The following is a 20,967-nucleotide window of genomic DNA, read 5'->3' on the forward strand; positions in this document are numbered from 1 at the left end:
GCTTCAATTGAAGCCCCTTATTTCATTTTGGGATTGCTTTATCGACTCACGCGTTGTAGTCCAGCATTGATATCGAGAATATCTTGTTCGCTGAGAGAGCCAATTGCTTGACTAAGTTGTAGACGATTCAAAATATAATCGTAGCGCGCTGAAGAGAGATTACGGTTAGCGTCATACAGACGTCGCGTTGCATCTAATACATCAACAATCGTCCGAGTACCAACTTCAAAACCGGCTTCGGTTGCTTCTAGGGCAGAACGAGCGGAAATCACCGATTGTTCATAAGCACGTAATGCGCCAATTGAAGCGTTGATATTGTTGTTATAGGCGCGCACATCTTTGACCACGCTGCGGAAGGTCGCTTCTAAGTCTTGGCTTGCGGTGACAAACGCATGTTCGGCTTGTTTGGTTAATGACGTTACGTTACCACCCGTATACAGCGGAACATTGAGATTTAGCCCAATGGTAAAATCGTTAAAATCGGTATTATTCGCGGAATTATTGCTATTCGACTCACGCGCATAATTATAACCACCGTTTAACTTCAACGACGGTAAATGACCGGAACTGGCGAGAGCGATATTATCTTTTGCCACATCTTGAGCAATACGCGAAGAAAGCAAGGCTAAGTTTTGTTGCTGAGCTCGCTCGATCAATGCCTGCATTGATTCCGTATTACGGCTGGCTGAAAAGCGTTGAGTATCAAGAATGCTTAATTGTGAATAGCCTTGACCAGTAATTTCTCTTAATGATTCATAGCTATTGATTAAGGTGTTATCCGCTAAAACTTCTTGCGCTAAAACGCTATCGTATTGCGCTTGTGCATCATGGACATCCGTAATGGCTGAGAGCCCAACGTCAAAACGCTGCTTAGTTTGTTCTAACTGACGTGCCACAGCGGCTTTTTCGGCACGGACAAATTCTAAGTTATCTTGTGCACTCAACACTTCGAAGTAGGCTTGAGCGACGCGCAACATCAATCCTTGTTGTACGGCGGCGTATTGTGCATCGGCTTGGCGAGCTTGTTTCTCAGTAGTATCTAATGATACCCAACTTGAGCGGTTATACAGTTCTTGAGCAAAACTGATGCCTGCTGATAGGCGATCGCTATCGCGCGCATCAACATCGCTACGAGTGAGGTTATACCCAGCCGTTAAATTAATCTGTGGTAACAACGAACTACGGCTCGAATTGATTGCTTCAAAAGCGGCTTCACGACGAGCAGCAGCACTGAGCAATTGCGGATCATTTTGTTTTGCTTGATCATAAATTTGTGCAAGATCATCGGCCCATGCGTTAATACTAAAGCTACCAAGGGTTGCACTCACTAAAAAAGGAAGCAGTTTTTTCATCGGTCCTATTCCTGCCTAGATATGAAAGGAGTTACGTTGACAGAGTGTAACTCAAATTGTTGGTATTTCATGCGAAAGTTTGCACTTTTTTACACTTAATTATCCACTTGTGCAATATAAATTAATGTATTAACCAACCAGTGACAGAGCTTGCGAATGGTTCATTACACAAAAAAGTTTATTTAATCAGCTATCTATCATGATAAAAGAGCAATCACTTAAAAAAAAACATAACTTTTATACAAAAAGTTGAGCAATGTCGTTGGCAGTCGTAAACCTTCATGAGTAAACTAATAGATTCACCGAGAAGGAATGGCTATGCAACCCACAAACCAAGAAAAAGACCACTTTAGCGTTAATGATCTGCAGATTGTCTCAAAAAAGACACTGTTCCAAGGTTTTTTTCGCATGGTTAAATACCAATTTAAGCATCGATTATTCCAAGGTGGGTGGAGTGAGACGATCGAGCGAGAAATGTTCGAGCGTGGTCACGCCGCGGCGCTGTTAGCTTATGATCCTCAACGTGATGAAGTAGTGATCATTGAGCAGATCCGGGTCGGGGCACTAGAACATGATCAGCCATGGCAGAAAGAAATTATCGCAGGCATGATTGAACCGGGTGAGGATGCGCAGGACGTTGTACGTCGTGAAGCATTCGAAGAGGCTGGGATCTCGGTGGCAAGATTAGAAAAAATCACCAGTTATTACCCTTCTTCAGGGGGATGTTCTGAGAAACTCGATGTCTACATTGGTGAAGTAGATACTACACTGGCGGGAGGTGTGCATGGTTTGGACACTGAAGGTGAAGATATTAAAGTGCATGTACTCAGTCGTCAGCAAGCTTATCAATGGATCAAAGATGGCCAAATTGAGAATGGTGCCTCAATAATCGCACTACAATGGTTAGAGTTGCATCATCAGCAATTACAATCTCAATGGCGGAGTTGATAACCTCATGCGCAGATCGATAGCCACTAAGCCGTATCATGTGGATCTTGCGGATCTGATGCGAACTTATGAAACCAATTACGCAAAACTCAATGCTCTGCTGCCAAAACCAGCGAGTGTGGGTGAAGTCCGTTGTTATCAAGCGGCTGATCTGATTTATCAGTTACAAGTGCTCGAGGTCACAAAGTACACAACTTTGGTGGAAATTTGTCAAAGTGATGATATTTCAACGTTTTCATTACCCGTGATGTCTGTCAGGCTGTATCACGATGCACGAGTTGCTGAAGTGTGTGCTAGCGATCAATTAACGCGTATTGCGGCTCGTTATGAGTATCCTAACCATAAGATGGTGCAAAAAGATGAGAAAGCACAAATCAACCGTTTTTTAGGTGATTGGCTCACCTTCTGTTTGAAACAAGGCATTAGCCGAGCGCCGATTAATATTAACTATTCATAGCATTAGGTTTATCAATTTGAACGTGTCGCCCAGTTTAGACCCATCAGACAATATTAAGCTTGTTCAGATCACGGACACGCACCTGTTTGCGGCTGATGACGGTTGTTTACTTAGTGTGAATACAGCAGACAGTTTTCATGCCATTGTGCAAGCGATTATTGAGCAAAAGGTTGCTTTTGATGCTCTGCTTGCTACTGGCGATATTTCACAAGATCATAGCGCGGAGTCTTATCAGCGTTTTGCTTCTGAGATCAGCGCCTTGCAAAAAGCGTGCTTTTGGTTACCGGGTAATCATGATTATAAACCCAACATGGGTAGTGTTATGCCGTCTTCACAACTGCATGCCCCCGAGCATGTCTTGCTTGGGAAGCACTGGCAAATGATTTTACTCGACTCTCAAGTCGTTGGCGTGCCGCATGGCCGTCTCAGTGATTACCAACTGAATCTATTAGATGAAAAACTCGCTCAACATCCAGATCGCTATGCGTTGATTTTATTGCATCATCATCCTCTGTTAGTGGGCAGTGCTTGGCTTGATCAACATACCTTAAAAGACAGTGATGCATTTTGGAGCGTCATTCAGCGACATCAAAACGCACGAGCCGTTTTGTGTGGTCACGTTCATCAAGATATGGACCGCACTTTCGCCGGGGTAAAAGTAATGGCAAGTCCGTCAACGTGTGTACAGTTTAAACCGAATTCCGATGATTTCGCGTTAGATCAATGCTCTCCTGGTTGGCGTGAGCTTGAATTGTACGCTGATGGTCAAGTGACAACGCAGGTCAAACGATTAGCACGCGGAGCCTTTGTGCCGGACTTTACTTCAAATGGGTATTAATATGGGTGTGCGCTCTTCGCTACTGCTGTATATACATGGTTTTAACAGCTCACCGCTTTCACACAAAGCTCAGGTGATCCAGCAGTATTGTGCTCAGCAACGGCCGGATATCAAGGTCGTTATCCCTAAATTAGCGCCTTTTCCACAGCAAGCCGCTGAACAGTTACGTAATTTAATGGAGTCTTATCAAGCCGATTATCAGATTGGTCTGGTGGGAAGTTCATTAGGTGGCTATTTAGCCACTTGGCTTAATGCGCACTATACGGTTCCTGCGGTGTTGGTGAATCCAGCGGTGAAACCGTATGAATTACTGCGTAATTTTCTTGGTGAGCAGCAGAATCCGTATACTCAACAACGTTACCTGCTGACGGTTGATCATATTGATGAATTAAAAGCGCTAGAGATTGACTCGATTGATCATCCTGAGCATTTTTGGCTATTACAGCAAACGGGTGATGAAGTGCTCGATTATCGACAAGCGGTAGAGAAATATCGTCATGCTCGCCAGACGGTTGAAGACGGTGGTGATCATAGTTTTGTTGGTTTTGAGCGCTATCCGTCGGCAATCATCGATTTTCTGCACTTATAAATTCGCTGTCATCATGCGCGAAAAGTCATAATTTTACCTTAGGCTTACGGATGTCACTTGACATCGAAGGGGCTCTTCCAGACTATGTCTGTCTTGTTCTTGCTCCATTGAGCTGCTGTGTTTTATCACCAAATCTGCTTTTTGGTGGATAATTCAAGCGTAAATCCTTAATGGGTAGTAAAGTTACCAATCATTTATCGATAAAAGCATTCCGTATTATGACTGAACAATATAATGCTGGAGCCATCGAAGTTCTCAATGGCTTAGAACCAGTACGTCGCCGTCCCGGGATGTATACGGATACCACGCGTCCCAATCATCTTGGGCAAGAAGTCATCGACAACAGTGTCGATGAAGCGTTGGCCGGATACGCCACCAAGGTTCAGGTGATACTTCACGCTGATCAATCACTAGAGGTGATTGATGATGGGCGTGGTATGCCCGTAGACATTCATCCTGAAGAGAACGTTTCTGGGGTTGAACTTATTTTATGTAAGCTTCACGCTGGCGGTAAATTCTCCAATAAAAGCTACCAATTTTCTGGTGGTTTACACGGGGTGGGGATTTCGGTGGTTAACGCCCTTTCTAAACGGGTTGAAGTGACGGTTCGCCGTGACGGTCAGGTGTATGACATTGCCTTTGAACATGGTGAAAAAGTCTCTGATTTAACGGTCACTGGGACTTGTGGACGTCGTAATCGTGGTACTTCGGTGCATTTTTGGCCAGAAGCGCGTTATTTTGATTCTGCCAATTTTTCCGTCTCGCGTTTGGTCAATAATTTACGCGCCAAAGCCGTACTTTGCCCCGGTCTAGAAATTACTTTCACCGATAAAGTGAACAATAACGAGTATCGTTGGCTGTATGAAGACGGTTTGAAAGACTATCTTGCCGAAGGGGTAAAAGGTTATACCTTATTGCCTGAAGAGCCGTTTACGGGCGAGTTTAAAACCGAGACAGAAGCCGCAAATTGGGCAGTCATTTGGTTACCGGAAGGTGGCGATTTAATTACCGAAAGCTACGTGAACTTAATTCCTACTCCACAAGGTGGTACGCACGTTAATGGTTTACGCCAAGGGCTACTTGATGCGATGCGTGAATTTTGTGAATTTCGTAATTTGTTGCCGCGTGGAGTCAAACTTACCGGTGAGGACGTATTCGATCGCTGCGCCTATGTCTTATCGATAAAAATGCAGGATCCACAATTCGCAGGACAAACCAAAGAGCGACTCTCTTCTCGCCAAACCGCCTCGTTTGTTGCCAGTGTTGTTAAAGATTCGTTTAGCTTATGGTTGAATGAAAAGCCACAATTGGCTGAGCTATTGGCAGAAGTGTGTATCAGCAATGCTCATCGCCGGATGCGCGCGAGTAAAAAAGTGGTGCGTAAGAAAATCGCTTCTGGTCCTGCGCTGCCTGGTAAGTTAACCGATTGTTCTCAGCAAGATCTCAGCCGCACAGAACTGTTTCTGGTCGAAGGGGATTCGGCGGGTGGCAGTGCCAAACAGGCGCGAAACCGTGAGTTTCAAGCCATCATGCCACTGCGCGGTAAAATCCTTAATACTTGGGAAGTCTCGGCCGATCAAGTGCTGGCTTCACAAGAGGTGCATGATATTTCTGTTGCCTTGGGGATTGACCCTGATAATGATGATTTAGAGGCGCTGCGTTACGGTAAAGTCTGTATTTTAGCCGATGCGGACTCTGATGGGTTACACATTGCGACATTGCTGTGCGCCTTATTCACTCGTCATTTTCGTGCCTTGGTTCGTGCCGGTCACGTCTATGTGGCGATGCCGCCACTGTATCGGATTGATTGCGGTAAAGAAGTGCACTATGCACTTGATGACAATGAAAAAAAGGCAATCATCGAACGTCTCAGTAGTAAAAAAGCTAAAATCAACGTCCAACGTTTTAAAGGCTTGGGGGAGATGAATCCTCTGCAATTACGTGAGACCACCATGGATCCGAACACCCGTCGTTTAGTGCAGTTAACCATTGATGACGATAAAGAGACCGATGAAATGATGGATATGTTGCTGGGTAAAAAACGCGCGGACGATCGACGCAGTTGGTTACAACGCAATGGTGATATGGCCGAGGTACAATAGAATGTCGAGTGAAATCAGTTTTGAGGGCGTAGAACAGTTACCGCTGCGCAAGTTTACCGAGGACGCCTATCTCAATTACTCTATGTATGTGATTATGGACCGCGCCTTACCTTATATCGGCGATGGTTTAAAGCCGGTTCAGCGGCGGATCATTTACGCCATGTCTGAGCTGGGGTTGTCGGCATCAGCGAAATACAAAAAATCGGCACGAACCGTCGGTGATGTACTGGGTAAGTATCATCCTCATGGCGATTCGGCCTGTTATGAAGCCATGGTATTGATGGCACAGCCGTTTTCTTATCGTTACCCACTGGTTGATGGTCAAGGCAACTGGGGGGCTCCGGATGATCCTAAATCGTTCGCCGCGATGCGTTATACCGAAGCTAAGTTGTCTAAATTTGCCGAAGTGCTATTGGGTGAATTAGGCCAAGGTACGGTGGAATGGCAGCCTAACTTTGATGGCACCATGCAAGAGCCGAAAATGTTACCGGCTCGCTTACCACATATTTTGCTTAATGGGGTTACCGGCATTGCTGTTGGTATGGCAACCGATATTCCGCCCCATAATGTCCGTGAAGTCGTTGAGGCGACGATTCACCTCATCGAGCATCCTTCTGCCAGTCTTATTGACTTGATACAGTATGTCAAAGGGCCTGATTTTCCAACCGAAGCGGAAATAATTTCACCACCGTCTGATTTAGAAAAAATCTATCAAACCGGGCGTGGTAGCATCAAAATGCGTGCGGTATGGCATAAAGAAGGCTCGGATATCGTTATTTCAGCGCTGCCACACCAAGTCTCTGGTGCGAAACTGTTGGAGCAAATCGCTGGGCAAATGCGCGCTAAAAAGCTGCCGATGGTGGAAGATTTACGCGATGAATCGGATCACGAAAACCCAACACGGATAGTGATTGTACCGCGCTCAAGTCGAGTTGATTGCGATACTTTGATGAATCATTTATTCGCTTCAACTGATTTAGAAAAGAGTTTTCGGGTTAACCTCAATATGATTGGCCTGAACAATCGCCCTGAAGTTAAAGGCTTAACGCAGATTCTGAGTGAATGGATTGAATTTCGCCGTGAAACGGTGCGCGCTCGTTTGCAATATCGTCTTGATAAGGTTTTGGCTCGCTTACATATCCTACAGGGTTTGTTGATTGCTTATCTCAATATTGACGAAGTGATAGAGATCATTCGTCAAGAAGATGAACCCAAAGGCATCTTGATGGAGCGCTTCGGGATTAGCGACATTCAAGCCGATGCGATTTTAGACACCAAACTGCGCCATTTAGCAAAACTTGAAGAAGTCAAAATTCGTGGCGAACAAGATGCTTTGGATAAAGAGCGCGCTAAATTAGAAGAGTTACTTGGTTCTGAGCGACGCTTGAACACGCTACTCAAGAAAGAATTAAAAGCGGATGCGGAAAAATACGGTGACGATCGCCGCTCACCGATTGTTGAGCGTGCGGAGGCCAAAGCCTTAACCGAACGTGACCTGATGCCTAATGAAATGATCACTGTGGTGATCTCAGAGAAAGGTTGGGTACGTCATGCCAAAGGGCATGAGGTTGATTGCCATAGCTTGAACTATAAATCCGGTGATAACTACCTCGCGCATGCTTGCGGGAAGAGTAATCAACAGGTGGCTTTTTTAGGCAGTGATGGGCGTAGTTATTCATTAGAAGCACATACTCTGCCTTCTGCTCGTGGTCAGGGAGAGCCGATTACCGGACGGTTGAACATTACTGAAGGCAGTTCGATTCGCCAAGTAATTATGGGTGAAGACGATCAGCTATGGTTGGTTGGTTCTGATGCCGGTTATGGTTTTGTGTGTAAAGGTTCGGATCTGTTATCGAAAAATCGCAGTGGTAAAGCTTTAGTGAATTTGCCGAATAACTCTGAGTTACTGGCACCACAAGCCGTCAATGATCTGCAGCATGATGAGATTTTAGCGGTGACCAATCAGGGACGAATGCTGCTATTTCCAATCAAAGATCTGCCGCAATTAAGCAAAGGTAAAGGCAATAAGATCATTAATATTCCTAGTGCGAAAGCGAAAGCGCGAGAAGAAGTGGTTTCTCATTTGCTGGCTATTCCGTCTGGATCATCGATTACGCTTTACGCTGGAAAGCGAAAGTTAGGCTTAAAGCCTACGGATTTAGATAATTTCCGAGGTGAGCGAGGCCGCCGAGGGGCACTGCTACCGAGAGGATTACAGCGGGTGACGCAAATAGAGATTGATGCAGAACCTACCGAACCTTTGGTTGTAGAATAAGAGCATAAAAAATCCCCAGCCAATCTGCTGGGGATTTTTTTATGCTCATATTTACTTCAGGGTGGTGGGTATTTTAAACCTCTATCCCTGAGAGACTTATAGCGGCTCTTCAGACCAACCGTCACTATCTGACATATCGGGTGCACCAGGAATGGTATTTTCTTCATCAGCCCAAGTACCAAAATCAATCATCTGACACTGTTTACTACAAAAGGGCCGGAAAGGACTTTGCGCGCTCCACGGCACATCATCGCCACATTGGGGGCACTTTACCACGGTGATTTTTTTTGACATGACACTATCCTGTAGGTAAACCAAATCAGAAGGATACGGATTTAGCAGCACACCGCAAGATCAAAAGGAATATTTCGGCTGCTGGCTTTACCAGAAGAAAAATCAATGAACTTAATGGCAAAGCGATTTTTATGACCAGAAATCATCGGATAGACGCCGTACTCTAAAGGAATCGATAAACGCAGGATATTCGCGTCTTCCGCGTCGCTTTGGTAGAAACCATCTTGTGCCATTCGTGCTCGGAAATGTCCGGTTTCTCGGGTGAGTTTTAGCCATAATGCAAGCGCATCAGATAGGGGTTGCAAGGTTGCAACCCATTGTTTTATGTCGAGTTGCTTCTGTTCTGATGATAAGTGTAGCCAGTAATGCAGAGCGGGAAGATCAAAGCAACAAGAGCCACCGGGGAGGTTAAATCGTTGACGAATGGTACTTAAGAATCGATCATCTTTTAGCGATTGGCCGAAGCGTTCGCCGGCTAATAGGCAGCGATGAACACTGTCAATCTCTTGTAACAGGCTAGTCAGCATCTGTTGGTCGACACCGTCAATATCAATCCATTGTCGGTAGGTTTGACGCTGTTTTTCAATATCTTTTGCTAATTCACTTTTCAGTTGCATCTGCTCAAAAATATCTAGCAGGTCAAAGAGAGAACGAAACAGCAACTGATGCTGAATACCGTCAGCCGTTTGACAGGCTCGATCCATTTGATTGAGCAGCGCTTCGACGCGTAAATAAATGCGCGTTTTTTCATTTAGCGGATGTTCAAACTTATGTGTGCTCATGAAACTGGCCTTGATTGATTTACCTGTATTCTCACCGATTTGTACCGCTCATTACCAGATACTTTTGATGTAATTCTGTGATTTGCGGCAAAAGTTGTCGGTTTTTTGCTCCATTTTTAATCACATCATCGGCCATCGCTAAACGCTCAGCTCGGGTTGCTTGAGCGGCTAAGATCGCTCGAGCTTGTTGTTCATCCACCTTATCTCGTGCCATGGTGCGCGAAATTTGAGTCTGTTCATCTACATCAATCACTAACACGCGATCAACCATCGATTGTAATTGATTTTCAATTAATAACGGTACAACGAGTAAACCATAAGGCGATGTAACGAGCTTTAATTGCTCGGCCATTTGTTGGTTGATCAGTGGGTGTAACGTTGAGTTAAGCCATTGTTTTTCTTTAGGGTCGGCAAAAATTCGTTCACGCAAGGCGCTGCGGTTTAAGTGGCCATCGTCTTGTAAAATATCCTCACCAAAGTGCTCGATGATGGCGCTCAGGCCCGGAGTACCGACTTCAACCACTTGCCGAGCAATGATATCGGCATCAACGATATCAATCGAGAAATGTTCTTGAAACAGATTGGCGACAGTGGTTTTGCCACTCGCGATGCCTCCAGTTAGGCCAATAATCAGCGTCATGAGCGTTATCCTACTAATGAATATAGATACCAAGCGATCAGTTTATCGCCCCACAACATCGCCAGCCAACCAGCAATCGCCAAGTAAGGACCAAACGGGAAAGCTTTATTAATGCCTTGTTTTTGCAAACGCAATTGAATCAATCCAAACACCAAACCGACCAGTGAAGAGAGTAATACGATTAACGGTAATAATTGCCAACCTAACCAAGCTCCGAGCGCGGCAAGCAGCTTAAAGTCACCATAGCCCATACCTTCTTTACCGGTCAGTAGCTTAAATAGCCAATAAATCGACCATAAGCAAAGATAGCCTGCTATCGCTCCAATCACGGCATCATTCAGTGAGAGTGGGCTAATATTCAACAGTGCTAGGCTGATCCCTGCCCACAGTAAAGGCAGAGTCAATTGGTCTGGCAGCAACATACTATCCAAATCAATGAAGGTGGCGGCAATTAACACATAAGTAAACAGCAGCAGTGCCACACTATAAGGGCTAAAGCTAAAGTGCAGAGCAATGATCAAACTGCTCACGGCAGTTAATAGCTCAATCGCCGGATAGCGAGCGCTGATCGGTGCTGAACAGTGCGCGCATTTGCCTTGCAAGCAGAGCCAACTGATAAGTGGAATATTATCTCTTATGCGCAAAGGCGTATGACATTTAGGGCAAGTTGAACGAGGTGTACTGAGCGTGAGCTTGCCATCAGGGGGTGTGATGCCATAGTCAGGAAAAGCATCGGCACATTCTTGACGCCATTCTCGTTGCATCATCGTTGGTAAGCGGTAAATCACCACATTCAAAAAACTACCAATGATTAACCCTAATAGCGTTGCTAAGGCGGGAAATAGCCAAGGTATATAGTAAAAAATGTCCATTTAGGGTGCTCTTGTTAGCAGCAGGAGTGTTATTCCCTTTCAACTTAGAGTGGGCGTGAGGTGGGCTAAGCCTATTGATATTTAATGAGCGCTTAGCAAGGCGATGAGCTTATCACTCATCATGACCAATCTGCTTCTTCAGTGATTTGGGGATAAAACATCGAAAGTGAGTATACTACCCCAATACACTCATTAAGTTAAAGATAGGTAAATACATTGCCACGACCAGTCCACCAACCACTGTACCAAGAAAGACAATAATTAGGGGCTCGAGGATTTTACCTAAATTATCTACGGTGTTATCAACGTCGAATTCATAAATCGTTGCTACTTTATTCAGCATGTCATCGAGCTTACCAGACTCCTCGCCAATCATAACCATTTGTAGAACCAATTCTGGGAAAGCGCCGGTATTGCGCATTGCGATATACATTGGCATGCCTGCCGCAGTATCTCGGTAGACTTGTTGAATAGCCGTTTCAAAATGAAGATTACCTGCGGTTTTCGCGGTCGTTTTTAGGCTATCAAGAATCGGGATCCCAGCCGCAAAGCTGGTGGCGAGGGTTCGGCTAAATTTGGCGATCGACGCTTTGCAGAGTATGCCACCAACAATGGGTATAGTGAGTGCTAAGCGGCTGGTTTTTAAACGGAATTGGAACGATTTTTTACGGATAAGTTTAAAACCGAATACGATGGCAATGCAGAGCAGTACAAAGACTAAGCTGTAGGCTTGAACCAGATGCGACAGTTTAAGTACTTGTTGAGTAAACCAAGGTAACTCGGCACCAAAACCTTGAAACATAAGCTCAAATTCAGGAATAATCATGGTGAGCATTAAGTAAGAGACGCCAAGCGCAACCAACATCACCATCGCTGGATAGATTAACGCTTTGATCACTTTGGCGCGCAGTTGTTCGGTTTTCTCTCGATAGGTGGCAAGGCGCTCAAAAACTTCCGCCAAGTTACCCGATTGTTCACCCGTTTGTACCAAATCAACGTAAAGAGGGTCAAACAGGCTACTGGCGGTACGCATTGCTTTTGAGATCGGCGTCCCTGCTGCTACGCCTTTACTTATTTGAGTGATGATCGATTTCATTTCTGCTTTTTGATGACTATCAGCGACTAACTTTAAGGCTTGAACAATGGGGACCCCCGTCGCGAGCATGGTCGAGAGTTGGCGAGTCAGCAGGGTAATCTCTTTGTTTGTGGCGCGATGAGTGAGACGAGTGATCAAAGAGAGGCTGCTTTTTTTGATCTTTTGAATTTGCACATGTTGATCTTTGAGTTTATCGCGCACTTCCAATTCGCTGATCGCTAAAAATTGCCCTGACACTTTTTTGCCAGAGCTATTGATGCCTTTCCAGCGATAATTTTTCAGTTCTTGTGCTTTAGATAGCGTCATAGCGAGAAATCCAATCGATTAGAAGTAAAGAACACGCTGCAGCTCGTCAATGCTGGTGATCCCCTGTTGGAGTTTTTCTATTCCAGATTCTTGTAAAGTTTGCATACCATTAGCTTTAGCAATGGCTTCGATATGAGTAATGGAAGCGCGCTGCATGATCGCTTCAGCTAATTGGCTATTAAACGCCATCACTTCATAAATGCCGACTCGGCCACTGTAGCCTTTGGTGCACTCACTGCAACCGTTCGGATCCGCCGCGTAGAGAATGTCATCGGCTGATAAGTCAAACTGCTGTTGTTCCGTTACGTTTGGTTGTTTGGCGACTTTACAGTTCGGACATAAACGGCGTGCTAAGCGCTGAGCGATGATTAAGCTTAATGAAGAAGCGAGATTAAAAGGTTCAATGCCCATATTAGTCAGGCGAATCACGGTCTCTGCTGCTGAGTTAGTGTGTAACGTGGAGAGCACTAAATGCCCGGTTTGAGCAGCTTTAACGGCAATTTCAGCTGTCTCGACATCACGGATTTCACCGACCATAACAATGTCCGGATCTTGGCGTAAAAAAGAACGCAGCGCCTTAGCAAAGCCAAAACCGATTTTCGGTTGCACTTGTACCTGATTGATGCCGGGGAGATTGATTTCGACGGGATCTTCGGCGGTAGAAATATTCACCTGCTCACGATTTAATAAACTCAGCCCAGTATAAAGGGAAACGGTTTTGCCGCTGCCGGTTGGACCAGTCATCAAAATCATCCCTTGTGGCTGTTTGAGAGCATTGAGATAGAGCTGTTTTTGCATCTCGTTGTAGCCTAATTTGTCAATATCTAAACTGGCGGCGCTGCTATCGAGTAAACGTAGGACAATTTTTTCTCCCCATAAGGTGGGTAAGGTGGAAACGCGCATATCAATCGCGGTGGTGGCATTGAGGCGCAGTTTAATTCGCCCGTCTTGTGGCAAGCGCCGCTCGGCGATATCCAGTTTCGCTAAAATTTTAATTCGCGCCGCTAGCCGGCGGCCTAAATGGCTGGCGGGTTGTTGGGTTTGCACCAAAATACCATCACAGCGTAAGCGAACTCGATAAAGGGACTCGTAAGGTTCAAAGTGAATATCGGACGCGCCTTTACGCACCGCATCAAGCAAGATTTGGTTAATAAACCGGCTAACTGGAGAGTCATCTTGGCTAAGATCCTCGACTTGTTGCTGCTCATCATCAGAAATATCGACTAAGCTGGCTAGCTCGTCTTGGCTGATCTCTTTGCCTTGCGCAGAATGCCCAACTAATGAGCGTCCGTATAAGCGACGAATAGCCCCTTGTAGTGCTTTATAGTCTGCCAACACCACTTCAATCGCGAGTCCGGTGGCAAAGCGAAATTCTTCTTCTGCTTGCAGATGAGTCGGGTCGGCCATGGCTAAGGTGAGCACCAAGCCATTATTCTCAATTGGTAGCGCTTGGTAGCGCATGATTAACTCACGTAATCCGAGCTGTTGGCACAGCTCTGGGTAGGCATAATCGTTAAGATTTTGGAGCGGTAAAGCGAATATCTGACTGATGTGTTCGCTCAGCTCTTGGCTATCGAAGATCGCTAAATCCAGCAAAGCTTCCGGCGCACTGGCGCCAGAAGCTTGGATATGTTCGACCAGCGCTTTTTCTTGGGTCAGGCTAAGTAGTTGCGCCTGACGCAAAATCGCGATGAGATTGGTGAGCATTTTATATCTTTTAATTTACTATAAAGCGTGACTATTTATTATCCTTCTTTTGTTTTACAGGCTTTGGGTTGTAAATCTGTGTCAATAGATGTCTCACATTTCCAATATCCTTCATCTGTTCTTTCTAATGTGAGCGTTTGAGTAGTAATTTTGGGACTCACACCAGTATCATTAAACTTAAATATGATTTCCCCTGCGCCTTTTTCACCTGGTTTTAAAGAGATTGCACCTAAGGCAGTTTTTCCATCATTGGTAATGCCAACTATACTAAGTTGATCCTCTTTAGGAAAAGCGCCTTCTCCCACAACATAGGTTTCAACATTAGTACGGATTCCTGTGATGGTAGCTAGTGCTGAGGCGGCTTCGCTTTTCGCAACGTAATTTTGGTATTGTGGAACGGCAATTGCCGCTAGCACGCCAATGATCGCCACGACGATCATCAGTTCAATTAGAGTAAAGCCTTGTTGTTTAGTGTAGTGAGTTTTCATGACTGAATTATCCTTGGGTATGGTCAGTTGTTGAGACCGAATTAGGATAAGTGTCTGGTTGCATTAATAAAACTGTCACATAAATGTGTTTCGAGTCAGGCGACAGTTTTTACATCCGCGTTGAAATGTCGTTGCTGAAATTCTGCGAGTCAGTTAAAGATATCCCGATAAACAGTGTGGCAATTGGTGTTTATCGGGAGTGATAAAGAGGCAATGGTGGTTTGATATCAATTCGATGATAGGCTGAGGCGATGCTTCAGGGGGATAAAACCCGATGAACCTTTAGCCTTTTAGGCGCATGGAGAGATCCAACGCTTGAATATGCTTGGTTAATGCCCCTACCGAAATATAATCCACTCCCGTTTGCGCGTATTCGCGAATGGTCGCTAAGGTGACATTGCCTGAGTTTTCCAGAGCAGCCCGTCCTGCGTTGATACGCACGGCTTCACGCATCATCTCTAGGGTAAAATTATCGAGCATAATAATATCAGCCCCGGCGTGAATCGCTTCTTCGAGCTCGGCTAAGTTTTCGGTTTCCACTTCAACCGGTTTGCCCGGATTAAGCGCTTTTGCAGTCGTGATCGCGGGGGTGATCCCGCCGCAAGCAATAATATGATTCTCTTTGATCAGGTAAGCATCAAATACACCGATACGATGGTTAAAGCCCCCGCCACAAGTGACGGCGTATTTTAAGGCATTACGTAGTCCCGGTAGCGTTTTGCGGGTATCCAATAGACGACACGAGGTGCCTTCCAGTTGCTTGACGTATTGGGCGGTAACGGTAGCGCAGCCAGATAAGGTTTGGATAAAATTCATAGCGTTACGTTCACCGGTCAAGAGTGCGCGCGCAGGGCCGCTTAGCGTGCACAATACTTGATTGGGTTCGAGCGAGTCACCATCTTGCACATGCCAATCTATCGCTACTTCACCACCAAGTTGTCGAAAAACTTCATCAGCCCAAGCTTGTCCACAAAATACGCCCGATTCGCGAGTGATGATCGTCGCCACATTATGGACATCGGCAGGGATCAGGCTGGCGGTAATATCTGCCGTTGGATCGACGCTACCACCAAGATCTTCTTCTAGTGCATCACGTACCGCACGCGTAATATCTAAGGGAAGCTGTTGTTTAAGGTAATCAAGGCGTTGTTGGCTGTTATGGGTGTTTTTCATCGCGAATCTAATCTAATATGCTATCGAACGGAGTTTGAATGATACGCTGACTAGGCGTGAAATTCAGCCACTAATCACGGATTTTGTGTAATCGATAAGGTGAAATTGATGATTGACCCAGCAGGCTGGTATCAAGTCGCTCGACATGTTCCGTCGCCTTTTTTTGATCAGCGCACTCAGCAACAACCCATTTCTCTATTGGTCGTGCATAACATCAGTTTACCGCCGGGGCAGTTCGGAGGGCCTTATATTGAACAGTTTTTTACCGGTCAATTGGATCCGAGCGCACACCCATTTTTTGCCACTATTGCGACGATGCAGGTCTCAGCGCACTGTTTAATTCGCCGTGATGGCGAGGTCGTGCAGTTTGTGCCTTTTTCTGGGCGAGCTTGGCATGCTGGACAATCATCCTTTGCGGGTCAAGCGCGGTGTAATGATTATTCAATAGGTATAGAGTTAGAGGGCAGTGATTATGTGCCCTATACTTCAGCGCAATACCAATCATTGGTACGCTTAACAAAGGCTTTGCAACAGCGTTATCCGGCAATCACTCAGCAGCGAATCACCGGTCATCAATATATCGCTCCGCAACGCAAAACCGATCCAGGATTGGTATTTGATTGGCGCTATTTTTTTCAGCAGCTATCGCTTTAATTGAGCTGTTGATATTCAGTGAGGATCTGTTCTACCCAGTTGGCAATACGCTCATCACTGAGTTCATATTGTGAATCTTCATCGAGTGCTAAACCGACAAAATATTCACCATCGGCAGTCAGTGCTTTCGAGGCATCAAAATGGTAACCATGATTGGGCCAGTAGCCAATAAGCTTAGCGCCGCTCTTCTGGATCTCGTCGTGCAGCATCCCCATCGCATCCAGATACCACTCGCCATAGCCTTCTTGATCGCCTAAGCCGAACAATGCGACGCACTTGTCGTTTAGCGGTACGCCATCGATGTGATCCCATATTGCACTCCAATCTTCTTGGATTTCACCAAAATCCCAAGTTGAGATGCCTAAAATCAGCAGGTCGTAATCACGCATTTTGCTTAGTGGCGTCTCCTTGACATTATGGAGGGTCAATAATTCTTCGCCAATAATGGCGCGCATTTTTTCCGCTGCCATTTCGGTATAACAGGTGGTAGAACCGTAAAATAGGCCAATTTTCATAGAATCTTATTCATGGTTTAGAACGATGGACGAATTCTATACCCAATTCGACCAGAGATGCCACCTAGGAGTGGCGACTATTTTGTGGTATTAAGTTGAGGTCTAAATCTAATAAATAATGAGAAGAAGCGGTGTCAAAGCAATTGTCGGCCGACCATGGACTGGTTGAGCAGTTTTTAGATGCGATGTGGATGGAGCGAGGATTAGCGGAAAATACCCTGATGTCTTATCGCAATGACCTCACAAAATTATTGCTCTGGATGGAGCAACACGATTACCGATTAGATTTCATCAGCTTGGCTGGGTTGTTGGAGTATCAGAGCTGGCTAACCGATCAAGATTATAAACAAACCTCACGAGCAAGAATGCTCTCGGCGTTACGTCGTTTATTTCAGTATTTGCATCGTGAAAAAGTGCGTAGTGACGATCCGAGTGCCTTATTGGTGAGCCCTAAATTGCCACAGCGTTTACCGAAAGATCTCAGTGAAGAGCAAGTCGAAGCGCTGTTGAATGCGCCGGATCCTAATGATCCATTGGAGTTGCGTGATAAAGCCATGCTAGAGTTATTGTATGCGACCGGACTGCGTGTTACTGAACTGATTTCGTTAACCATGGAAAACATCAGCTTACGTCAAGGTGTGGTGCGGGTAGTTGGTAAGGGCGGTAAAGAGCGTTTAGTGCCGATGGGTGAAAATGCCATTGAATGGATTGAAACGTTTATCGCTCAAGGGCGCTTACATTTACTGGGCGAGAATACGTCTGATGTGGTCTTCCCAAGTAAACGTGCGCAACAAATGACGCGGCAGACCTTTTGGCATCGGATTAAATATTATGCCGTGATTGCTGGGATTGATGTCGAAAAGCTGTCTCCCCATGTTTTACGTCATGCCTTTGCCACCCATTTACTCAACTATGGTGCCGATTTACGCGTGGTACAGATGCTGCTTGGTCATAGTGACTTATCGACCACGCAAATTTATACTCATGTTGCGACTGAGCGACTCAAACAAATACACAGCGAGCACCATCCAAGGGCTTAAAAGAAAGGATTATTTATGAAGGTTTTACACCGTCTGACGCTTTTTGCTTTACCATTTTTCACCATGGCATGCCATGCACAGGAATCAAAAGAGCAAACGCCAAGTTTGGATAAAGCAGGGTTTGAGCAACGTTTTGCCCCATTAGGTATTGATGTCACGGCTATCGTTGCTTCTGAGATCAGCGGATTGGTCGAAGTGCAAACGCCCGGTGGCGTGTTATATGCCTCACCAGACGGTAAACATTTTATTGCCGGAACGTTATACGCATTGAAGGATGACGGCAGTTATGTCGATGTATTAGCCAAGCGCCAAGCGCCGATTAATGCACAAAAACTACAACAAGTTGCATCGAGCACAATTGAATTTAAAGCGCCTCAAGAGCGCTATATCGTGAGTGTGTTTACCGATACGACCTGCGGTTATTGTGTTCGTTTGCATAGCCAAATTAAAGATTACAATGATTTGGGGATCACCATCCGTTATTTAGCGTTTCCTCGTCAAGGCGTTGCCGGCCCTGTTGCCGAGCAAATGGCGGCGATGTGGTGTGCTAGCGATCCGAAGCAAGCCATGCACGAGGTGAAAATTGAGCGCAAAACGTTAACCCCGCAAGGGAATATCGCTCAATGTAAACAGACCATTGCTGAACATTATCAATTAGGTCAAGAGCTGGGTATTTCAGGTACGCCAGCAATGTTCTTACCAAACGGTGAGATGATCGGTGGCTACTTACCCGCAGCTCAATTACTGCAACGCCTTCAACAAGGCTAATCTCACGACGTTGTTTATTACGAGGAAACAGGCTTGGCATGTCCAAGCCTGATTATTTTTATGATCGAGATCCACAGAAGACCAGAAGTCGATTTAAGCCTATTGCCTGACAGTATCCCCGATTTATTGAAACGTATTTATATTAATCGAGGCATTACCCGTGTTGAGCAATTAGAGAAAAGCGCTAAATCTTTGCATTCGTATCAAAGTCTGCACGGGATTGAACTAGCCGTGTCACTCCTATTGAATGCCATTGAGCAGCAAAAGCGGATCATTATTGTCGGCGATTTTGATGCCGATGGGGCCACGAGTTGCGCGCTGTCGGTATTAGCGCTGAGAATGCTGGGTAGCCGTAATGTTGATTATTTAGTCCCTAATCGTTTTGAAGATGGCTATGGACTCAGTCCTGAAGTGGTTGATCAAGCCTTACATATGGGCGCAGAGATGATCATGACGGTGGATAATGGCGTCTCTTCCATCGAAGGGGTACGTTATGCCAAGCAACATGGTTTGCAAGTCTTAGTCACCGATCACCATTTACCCGGACAGGTATTGCCTGAGGTCGATGCCATGGTGAATCCTAATCTACAGCAGTGTGCGTTTCCGTCAAAAGCGCTTGCTGGAGTAGGGGTGGCGTTTTACTTAATGATGGCACTGTGCGTGCATATGCGTCAGTCAGGATGGTTTATTAAACACGGCATCCCTGAACCTAAACTTATGGAATTGATCGATTTAGTGGCATTAGGTACCGTGGCTGATGTGGTTCCGCTGGATGACAATAATCGGATTTTAGTCCATCAAGGTTTACAGCGTATTCGCGCAGGTAAAGCCCGTCCGGGTATCCAAGCCTTAATTGAAATTGCTAAACGCGATGCGCGAAAGCTAGTGGCCGCCGATTTCGGTTTTGCGCTCGGGCCAAGGATTAACGCGGCTGGGCGGTTGGATGATATGTCGTTTGGGGTTGAACTGTTGTTAACCGACAATATCCATGCCGCGCGGCGTATGGCCAGCGAATTGGATGCCCTGAATCAAACTCGTAAAGAAATCGAAGAAGGGATGAAGCAAGAAGCGTTGGCGTTTTGTGAGCGTCTTCAGTTTGCCGATAATAGCGCGTTGCCACAGGGGTTAGTGTTATTTCAACGAGATTGGCATCAAGGGGTGATCGGTATTTTAGCTTCCCGGGTCAAAGACAAATACCACCGTCCCGTGATTGCCTTTGCCGATGGTGGCGACGGATTAATTAAAGGTTCTTGTCGCTCGATCCCTAGCTTACACATGCGAGATACCTTAGATAAAATTGATACCCAGAATCCGGGGATCATTATCAAATTCGGTGGTCATGCGATGGCGGCAGGGTTAACCATTGCTGAAGCTAACTTGCCGCGTTTTCGTCAGCTGTTTGAGCACGAAGTGGCTTTGCAGTTAGATGAAGCCAGCTTAAAAGGGATCGTACTCAGTGATGGTGAGTTAACTCCAGAAGAGTTCTCGATGCATACCGCCGAGTTATTAAGATCCGCAGGGCCTTGGGGACAAGCCTTCCCTGATCCACTGTTTGACGGTGAGTTTAAAGTTCTCCACCAAAAATTAGTCGGTGAAAAACACTTAAAATTAATGCTTGAACCGTTATTTAAAGGTCGTCCAACCAATATCATGATCGATGGTATTGCTTTTAATGTTGATCTCCGTCGTTGGCCCGATGCTTCGGTGAAAACGGTACGCTTAGCTTATAAACTCGACATTAACGAATTCCGTGGCAACCAGTCTTTACAGTTACTGATTGATTGCTTAGAAGCCAAATAATCCTCGCCAACTTCTCATTCCGGACTGAGTTCACCTACACTCAGTCCGGTCACTCTATTGCTATTATTTTTCGCTACGACCTTATTAGGTTATTGACTTAGGCTTAATTTGTAATTGGTCTGACCTATACTATTGCTGTTTTAATACGCGGTTGTTATCAAAGTGTTTTAACTTGGCGGGTTCTATGATTTGGGTCAACTTTTGACTGGACACTCGCGTTTTAATTATGTTAATTTCTACCCCAACTTGAAATTGGTATTACCAATTGCCT

Annotated in this window: 20 protein-coding genes; 10 read left to right on the forward strand and 10 right to left on the reverse strand. The window is 45.5% G+C overall.

Translation table 11 applies throughout. The features are described from left to right. Window positions 1–38: 38 nt before the first annotated feature. Entirely contained in the window at window positions 39–1,352 is a 1,314-nt protein-coding gene (gene tolC / locus FKN88_RS13610; protein ID WP_154170142.1) for an outer membrane channel protein TolC, read from the reverse strand. A gap of 318 nt (window positions 1,353–1,670) precedes the next feature. Between tolC and nudF the strand changes: the two genes are divergently transcribed. The 6 genes from nudF to parC all read left to right on the forward strand — a co-directional run bounded on the left by nudF (window position 1,671) and on the right by parC (window position 8,561). Continuing rightward, window positions 1,671–2,300, forward strand: a complete 630-nt coding sequence (nudF, locus tag FKN88_RS13615; protein WP_154170144.1) for an ADP-ribose diphosphatase — start codon at window positions 1,671–1,673, stop codon at window positions 2,298–2,300. Between the two features lie 7 nt (window positions 2,301–2,307). Continuing rightward, the gene (locus tag FKN88_RS13620; protein WP_154170146.1) at window positions 2,308–2,757 is read left to right on the forward strand and encodes a DUF1249 family protein; all 450 of its coding nucleotides are present in this window, start codon (window positions 2,308–2,310) and stop codon (window positions 2,755–2,757) included. A 16-nt stretch (window positions 2,758–2,773) separates the two neighbouring features. After that, window positions 2,774–3,595 carry a 3',5'-cyclic-AMP phosphodiesterase gene (gene cpdA, locus FKN88_RS13625; RefSeq protein WP_154170148.1) on the forward strand — a complete coding sequence of 274 codons (822 nt, stop codon included), beginning with the start codon at window positions 2,774–2,776 and terminating at the stop codon, window positions 3,593–3,595. A 1-nt stretch (window position 3,596) separates the two neighbouring features. Beyond that, on the forward strand, window positions 3,597–4,184 hold the full coding sequence (gene yqiA, locus FKN88_RS13630; protein WP_154170737.1) for an esterase YqiA: 588 nt from the start codon (window positions 3,597–3,599) through the stop codon (window positions 4,182–4,184). 218 nt (window positions 4,185–4,402) lie between these two features. After that, window positions 4,403–6,286 (forward strand): DNA topoisomerase IV subunit B, encoded by a 1,884-nt coding sequence (gene parE / locus FKN88_RS13635; protein WP_040903866.1) that lies wholly within the window; start codon window positions 4,403–4,405, stop codon window positions 6,284–6,286. A 1-nt stretch (window position 6,287) separates the two neighbouring features. Beyond that, window positions 6,288–8,561, forward strand: a complete 2,274-nt coding sequence (parC, locus tag FKN88_RS13640) for a DNA topoisomerase IV subunit A (RefSeq protein ID WP_154170150.1) — start codon at window positions 6,288–6,290, stop codon at window positions 8,559–8,561. Between the two features lie 96 nt (window positions 8,562–8,657). On the opposite strand, the gene yacG is transcribed toward parC, so the two are convergent. The 8 genes from yacG to nadC form a co-directional block, all read right to left on the reverse strand. After that, window positions 8,658–8,855 carry a DNA gyrase inhibitor YacG gene (gene yacG, locus FKN88_RS13645; protein ID WP_040903818.1) on the reverse strand — a complete coding sequence of 66 codons (198 nt, stop codon included), beginning with the start codon at window positions 8,853–8,855 and terminating at the stop codon, window positions 8,658–8,660. 41 nt (window positions 8,856–8,896) lie between these two features. Beyond that, window positions 8,897–9,637: a cell division protein ZapD gene (gene zapD, locus FKN88_RS13650; protein WP_004394266.1), complete on the reverse strand. Its 741-nt coding sequence runs from the start codon at window positions 9,635–9,637 to the stop codon at window positions 8,897–8,899. Window positions 9,638–9,668: 31 nt separating this feature from the next. Next, window positions 9,669–10,277 (reverse strand): dephospho-CoA kinase, encoded by a 609-nt coding sequence (gene coaE, locus FKN88_RS13655; RefSeq protein WP_154170152.1) that lies wholly within the window; start codon window positions 10,275–10,277, stop codon window positions 9,669–9,671. A 5-nt stretch (window positions 10,278–10,282) separates the two neighbouring features. After that, the gene (locus FKN88_RS13660) at window positions 10,283–11,149 is read right to left on the reverse strand and encodes an A24 family peptidase (RefSeq protein WP_306687551.1); all 867 of its coding nucleotides are present in this window, start codon (window positions 11,147–11,149) and stop codon (window positions 10,283–10,285) included. Window positions 11,150–11,324: 175 nt separating this feature from the next. Continuing rightward, window positions 11,325–12,551, reverse strand: coding sequence for a type II secretion system F family protein (locus FKN88_RS13665; RefSeq protein ID WP_154170154.1), 1,227 nt, complete (start codon window positions 12,549–12,551; stop codon window positions 11,325–11,327). Between the two features lie 18 nt (window positions 12,552–12,569). After that, the gene (gene pilB / locus FKN88_RS13670; RefSeq protein WP_154170156.1) at window positions 12,570–14,258 is read right to left on the reverse strand and encodes a type IV-A pilus assembly ATPase PilB; all 1,689 of its coding nucleotides are present in this window, start codon (window positions 14,256–14,258) and stop codon (window positions 12,570–12,572) included. Window positions 14,259–14,296: 38 nt separating this feature from the next. Then, on the reverse strand, window positions 14,297–14,746 hold the full coding sequence (locus FKN88_RS13675) for a pilin (RefSeq protein ID WP_154170158.1): 450 nt from the start codon (window positions 14,744–14,746) through the stop codon (window positions 14,297–14,299). Between the two features lie 282 nt (window positions 14,747–15,028). Next, complete coding sequence (gene nadC / locus FKN88_RS13680) at window positions 15,029–15,919, reverse strand: carboxylating nicotinate-nucleotide diphosphorylase (RefSeq protein ID WP_154170160.1); 891 nt, start codon at window positions 15,917–15,919, stop codon at window positions 15,029–15,031. Window positions 15,920–16,027: 108 nt separating this feature from the next. On the opposite strand from nadC, the gene ampD reads away from it, so the two are divergent. Next, complete coding sequence (gene ampD / locus FKN88_RS13685; protein WP_154170162.1) at window positions 16,028–16,573, forward strand: 1,6-anhydro-N-acetylmuramyl-L-alanine amidase AmpD; 546 nt, start codon at window positions 16,028–16,030, stop codon at window positions 16,571–16,573. Here ampD and fldB read toward each other — a convergent pair. Continuing rightward, on the reverse strand, window positions 16,570–17,088 hold the full coding sequence (gene fldB, locus FKN88_RS13690; protein ID WP_154170164.1) for a flavodoxin FldB: 519 nt from the start codon (window positions 17,086–17,088) through the stop codon (window positions 16,570–16,572). The genes ampD and fldB overlap by 4 nt on opposite strands. A gap of 131 nt (window positions 17,089–17,219) precedes the next feature. Between fldB and xerD the strand changes: the two genes are divergently transcribed. The 3 genes from xerD to recJ are packed head-to-tail and all read left to right on the forward strand — an operon-like array spanning window position 17,220 to window position 20,696. Beyond that, window positions 17,220–18,128: a site-specific tyrosine recombinase XerD gene (gene xerD / locus FKN88_RS13695; RefSeq protein WP_154170166.1), complete on the forward strand. Its 909-nt coding sequence runs from the start codon at window positions 17,220–17,222 to the stop codon at window positions 18,126–18,128. A gap of 15 nt (window positions 18,129–18,143) precedes the next feature. Then, a complete protein-coding gene (locus tag FKN88_RS13700) occupies window positions 18,144–18,896 on the forward strand; it encodes a thioredoxin fold domain-containing protein (RefSeq protein WP_154170168.1) in 753 nt (250 codons plus the stop codon). Window positions 18,897–18,956: 60 nt separating this feature from the next. Continuing rightward, entirely contained in the window at window positions 18,957–20,696 is a 1,740-nt protein-coding gene (recJ, locus tag FKN88_RS13705) for a single-stranded-DNA-specific exonuclease RecJ (protein ID WP_306687571.1), read from the forward strand. Window positions 20,697–20,967: the final 271 nt, after the last annotated feature.

The sequence above is a fragment of the Vibrio sp. 2017_1457_13 genome (genome assembly GCF_030851525.1).
Lineage (GTDB): Bacteria > Pseudomonadota > Gammaproteobacteria > Enterobacterales > Vibrionaceae > Vibrio > Vibrio metschnikovii.

Coding starts and splice junctions, on each gene's coding strand:
- yqiA (WP_154170737.1), top strand. CDS start 3,597: ATGGGTGTGCGCTCTTCGCTACTGCTGTATATACATGGTTTTAACAGC.
- fldB (WP_154170164.1), bottom strand. CDS start 17,088: ATGAAAATTGGCCTATTTTACGGTTCTACCACCTGTTATACCGAAATG.
- parC (WP_154170150.1), top strand. CDS start 6,288: ATGTCGAGTGAAATCAGTTTTGAGGGCGTAGAACAGTTACCGCTGCGC.
- FKN88_RS13700 (WP_154170168.1), top strand. CDS start 18,144: ATGAAGGTTTTACACCGTCTGACGCTTTTTGCTTTACCATTTTTCACC.
- coaE (WP_154170152.1), bottom strand. CDS start 10,277: ATGACGCTGATTATTGGCCTAACTGGAGGCATCGCGAGTGGCAAAACC.
- FKN88_RS13675 (WP_154170158.1), bottom strand. CDS start 14,746: ATGAAAACTCACTACACTAAACAACAAGGCTTTACTCTAATTGAACTG.
- FKN88_RS13660 (WP_306687551.1), bottom strand. CDS start 11,149: ATGGACATTTTTTACTATATACCTTGGCTATTTCCCGCCTTAGCAACG.
- tolC (WP_154170142.1), bottom strand. CDS start 1,352: ATGAAAAAACTGCTTCCTTTTTTAGTGAGTGCAACCCTTGGTAGCTTT.
- parE (WP_040903866.1), top strand. CDS start 4,403: ATGACTGAACAATATAATGCTGGAGCCATCGAAGTTCTCAATGGCTTA.
- yacG (WP_040903818.1), bottom strand. CDS start 8,855: ATGTCAAAAAAAATCACCGTGGTAAAGTGCCCCCAATGTGGCGATGAT.
- pilB (WP_154170156.1), bottom strand. CDS start 14,258: ATGCTCACCAATCTCATCGCGATTTTGCGTCAGGCGCAACTACTTAGC.
- FKN88_RS13620 (WP_154170146.1), top strand. CDS start 2,308: ATGCGCAGATCGATAGCCACTAAGCCGTATCATGTGGATCTTGCGGAT.
- nadC (WP_154170160.1), bottom strand. CDS start 15,919: ATGAAAAACACCCATAACAGCCAACAACGCCTTGATTACCTTAAACAA.
- recJ (WP_306687571.1), top strand. CDS start 18,957: ATGATCGAGATCCACAGAAGACCAGAAGTCGATTTAAGCCTATTGCCT.
- nudF (WP_154170144.1), top strand. CDS start 1,671: ATGCAACCCACAAACCAAGAAAAAGACCACTTTAGCGTTAATGATCTG.
- ampD (WP_154170162.1), top strand. CDS start 16,028: ATGATTGACCCAGCAGGCTGGTATCAAGTCGCTCGACATGTTCCGTCG.
- FKN88_RS13665 (WP_154170154.1), bottom strand. CDS start 12,551: ATGACGCTATCTAAAGCACAAGAACTGAAAAATTATCGCTGGAAAGGC.
- zapD (WP_004394266.1), bottom strand. CDS start 9,637: ATGAGCACACATAAGTTTGAACATCCGCTAAATGAAAAAACGCGCATT.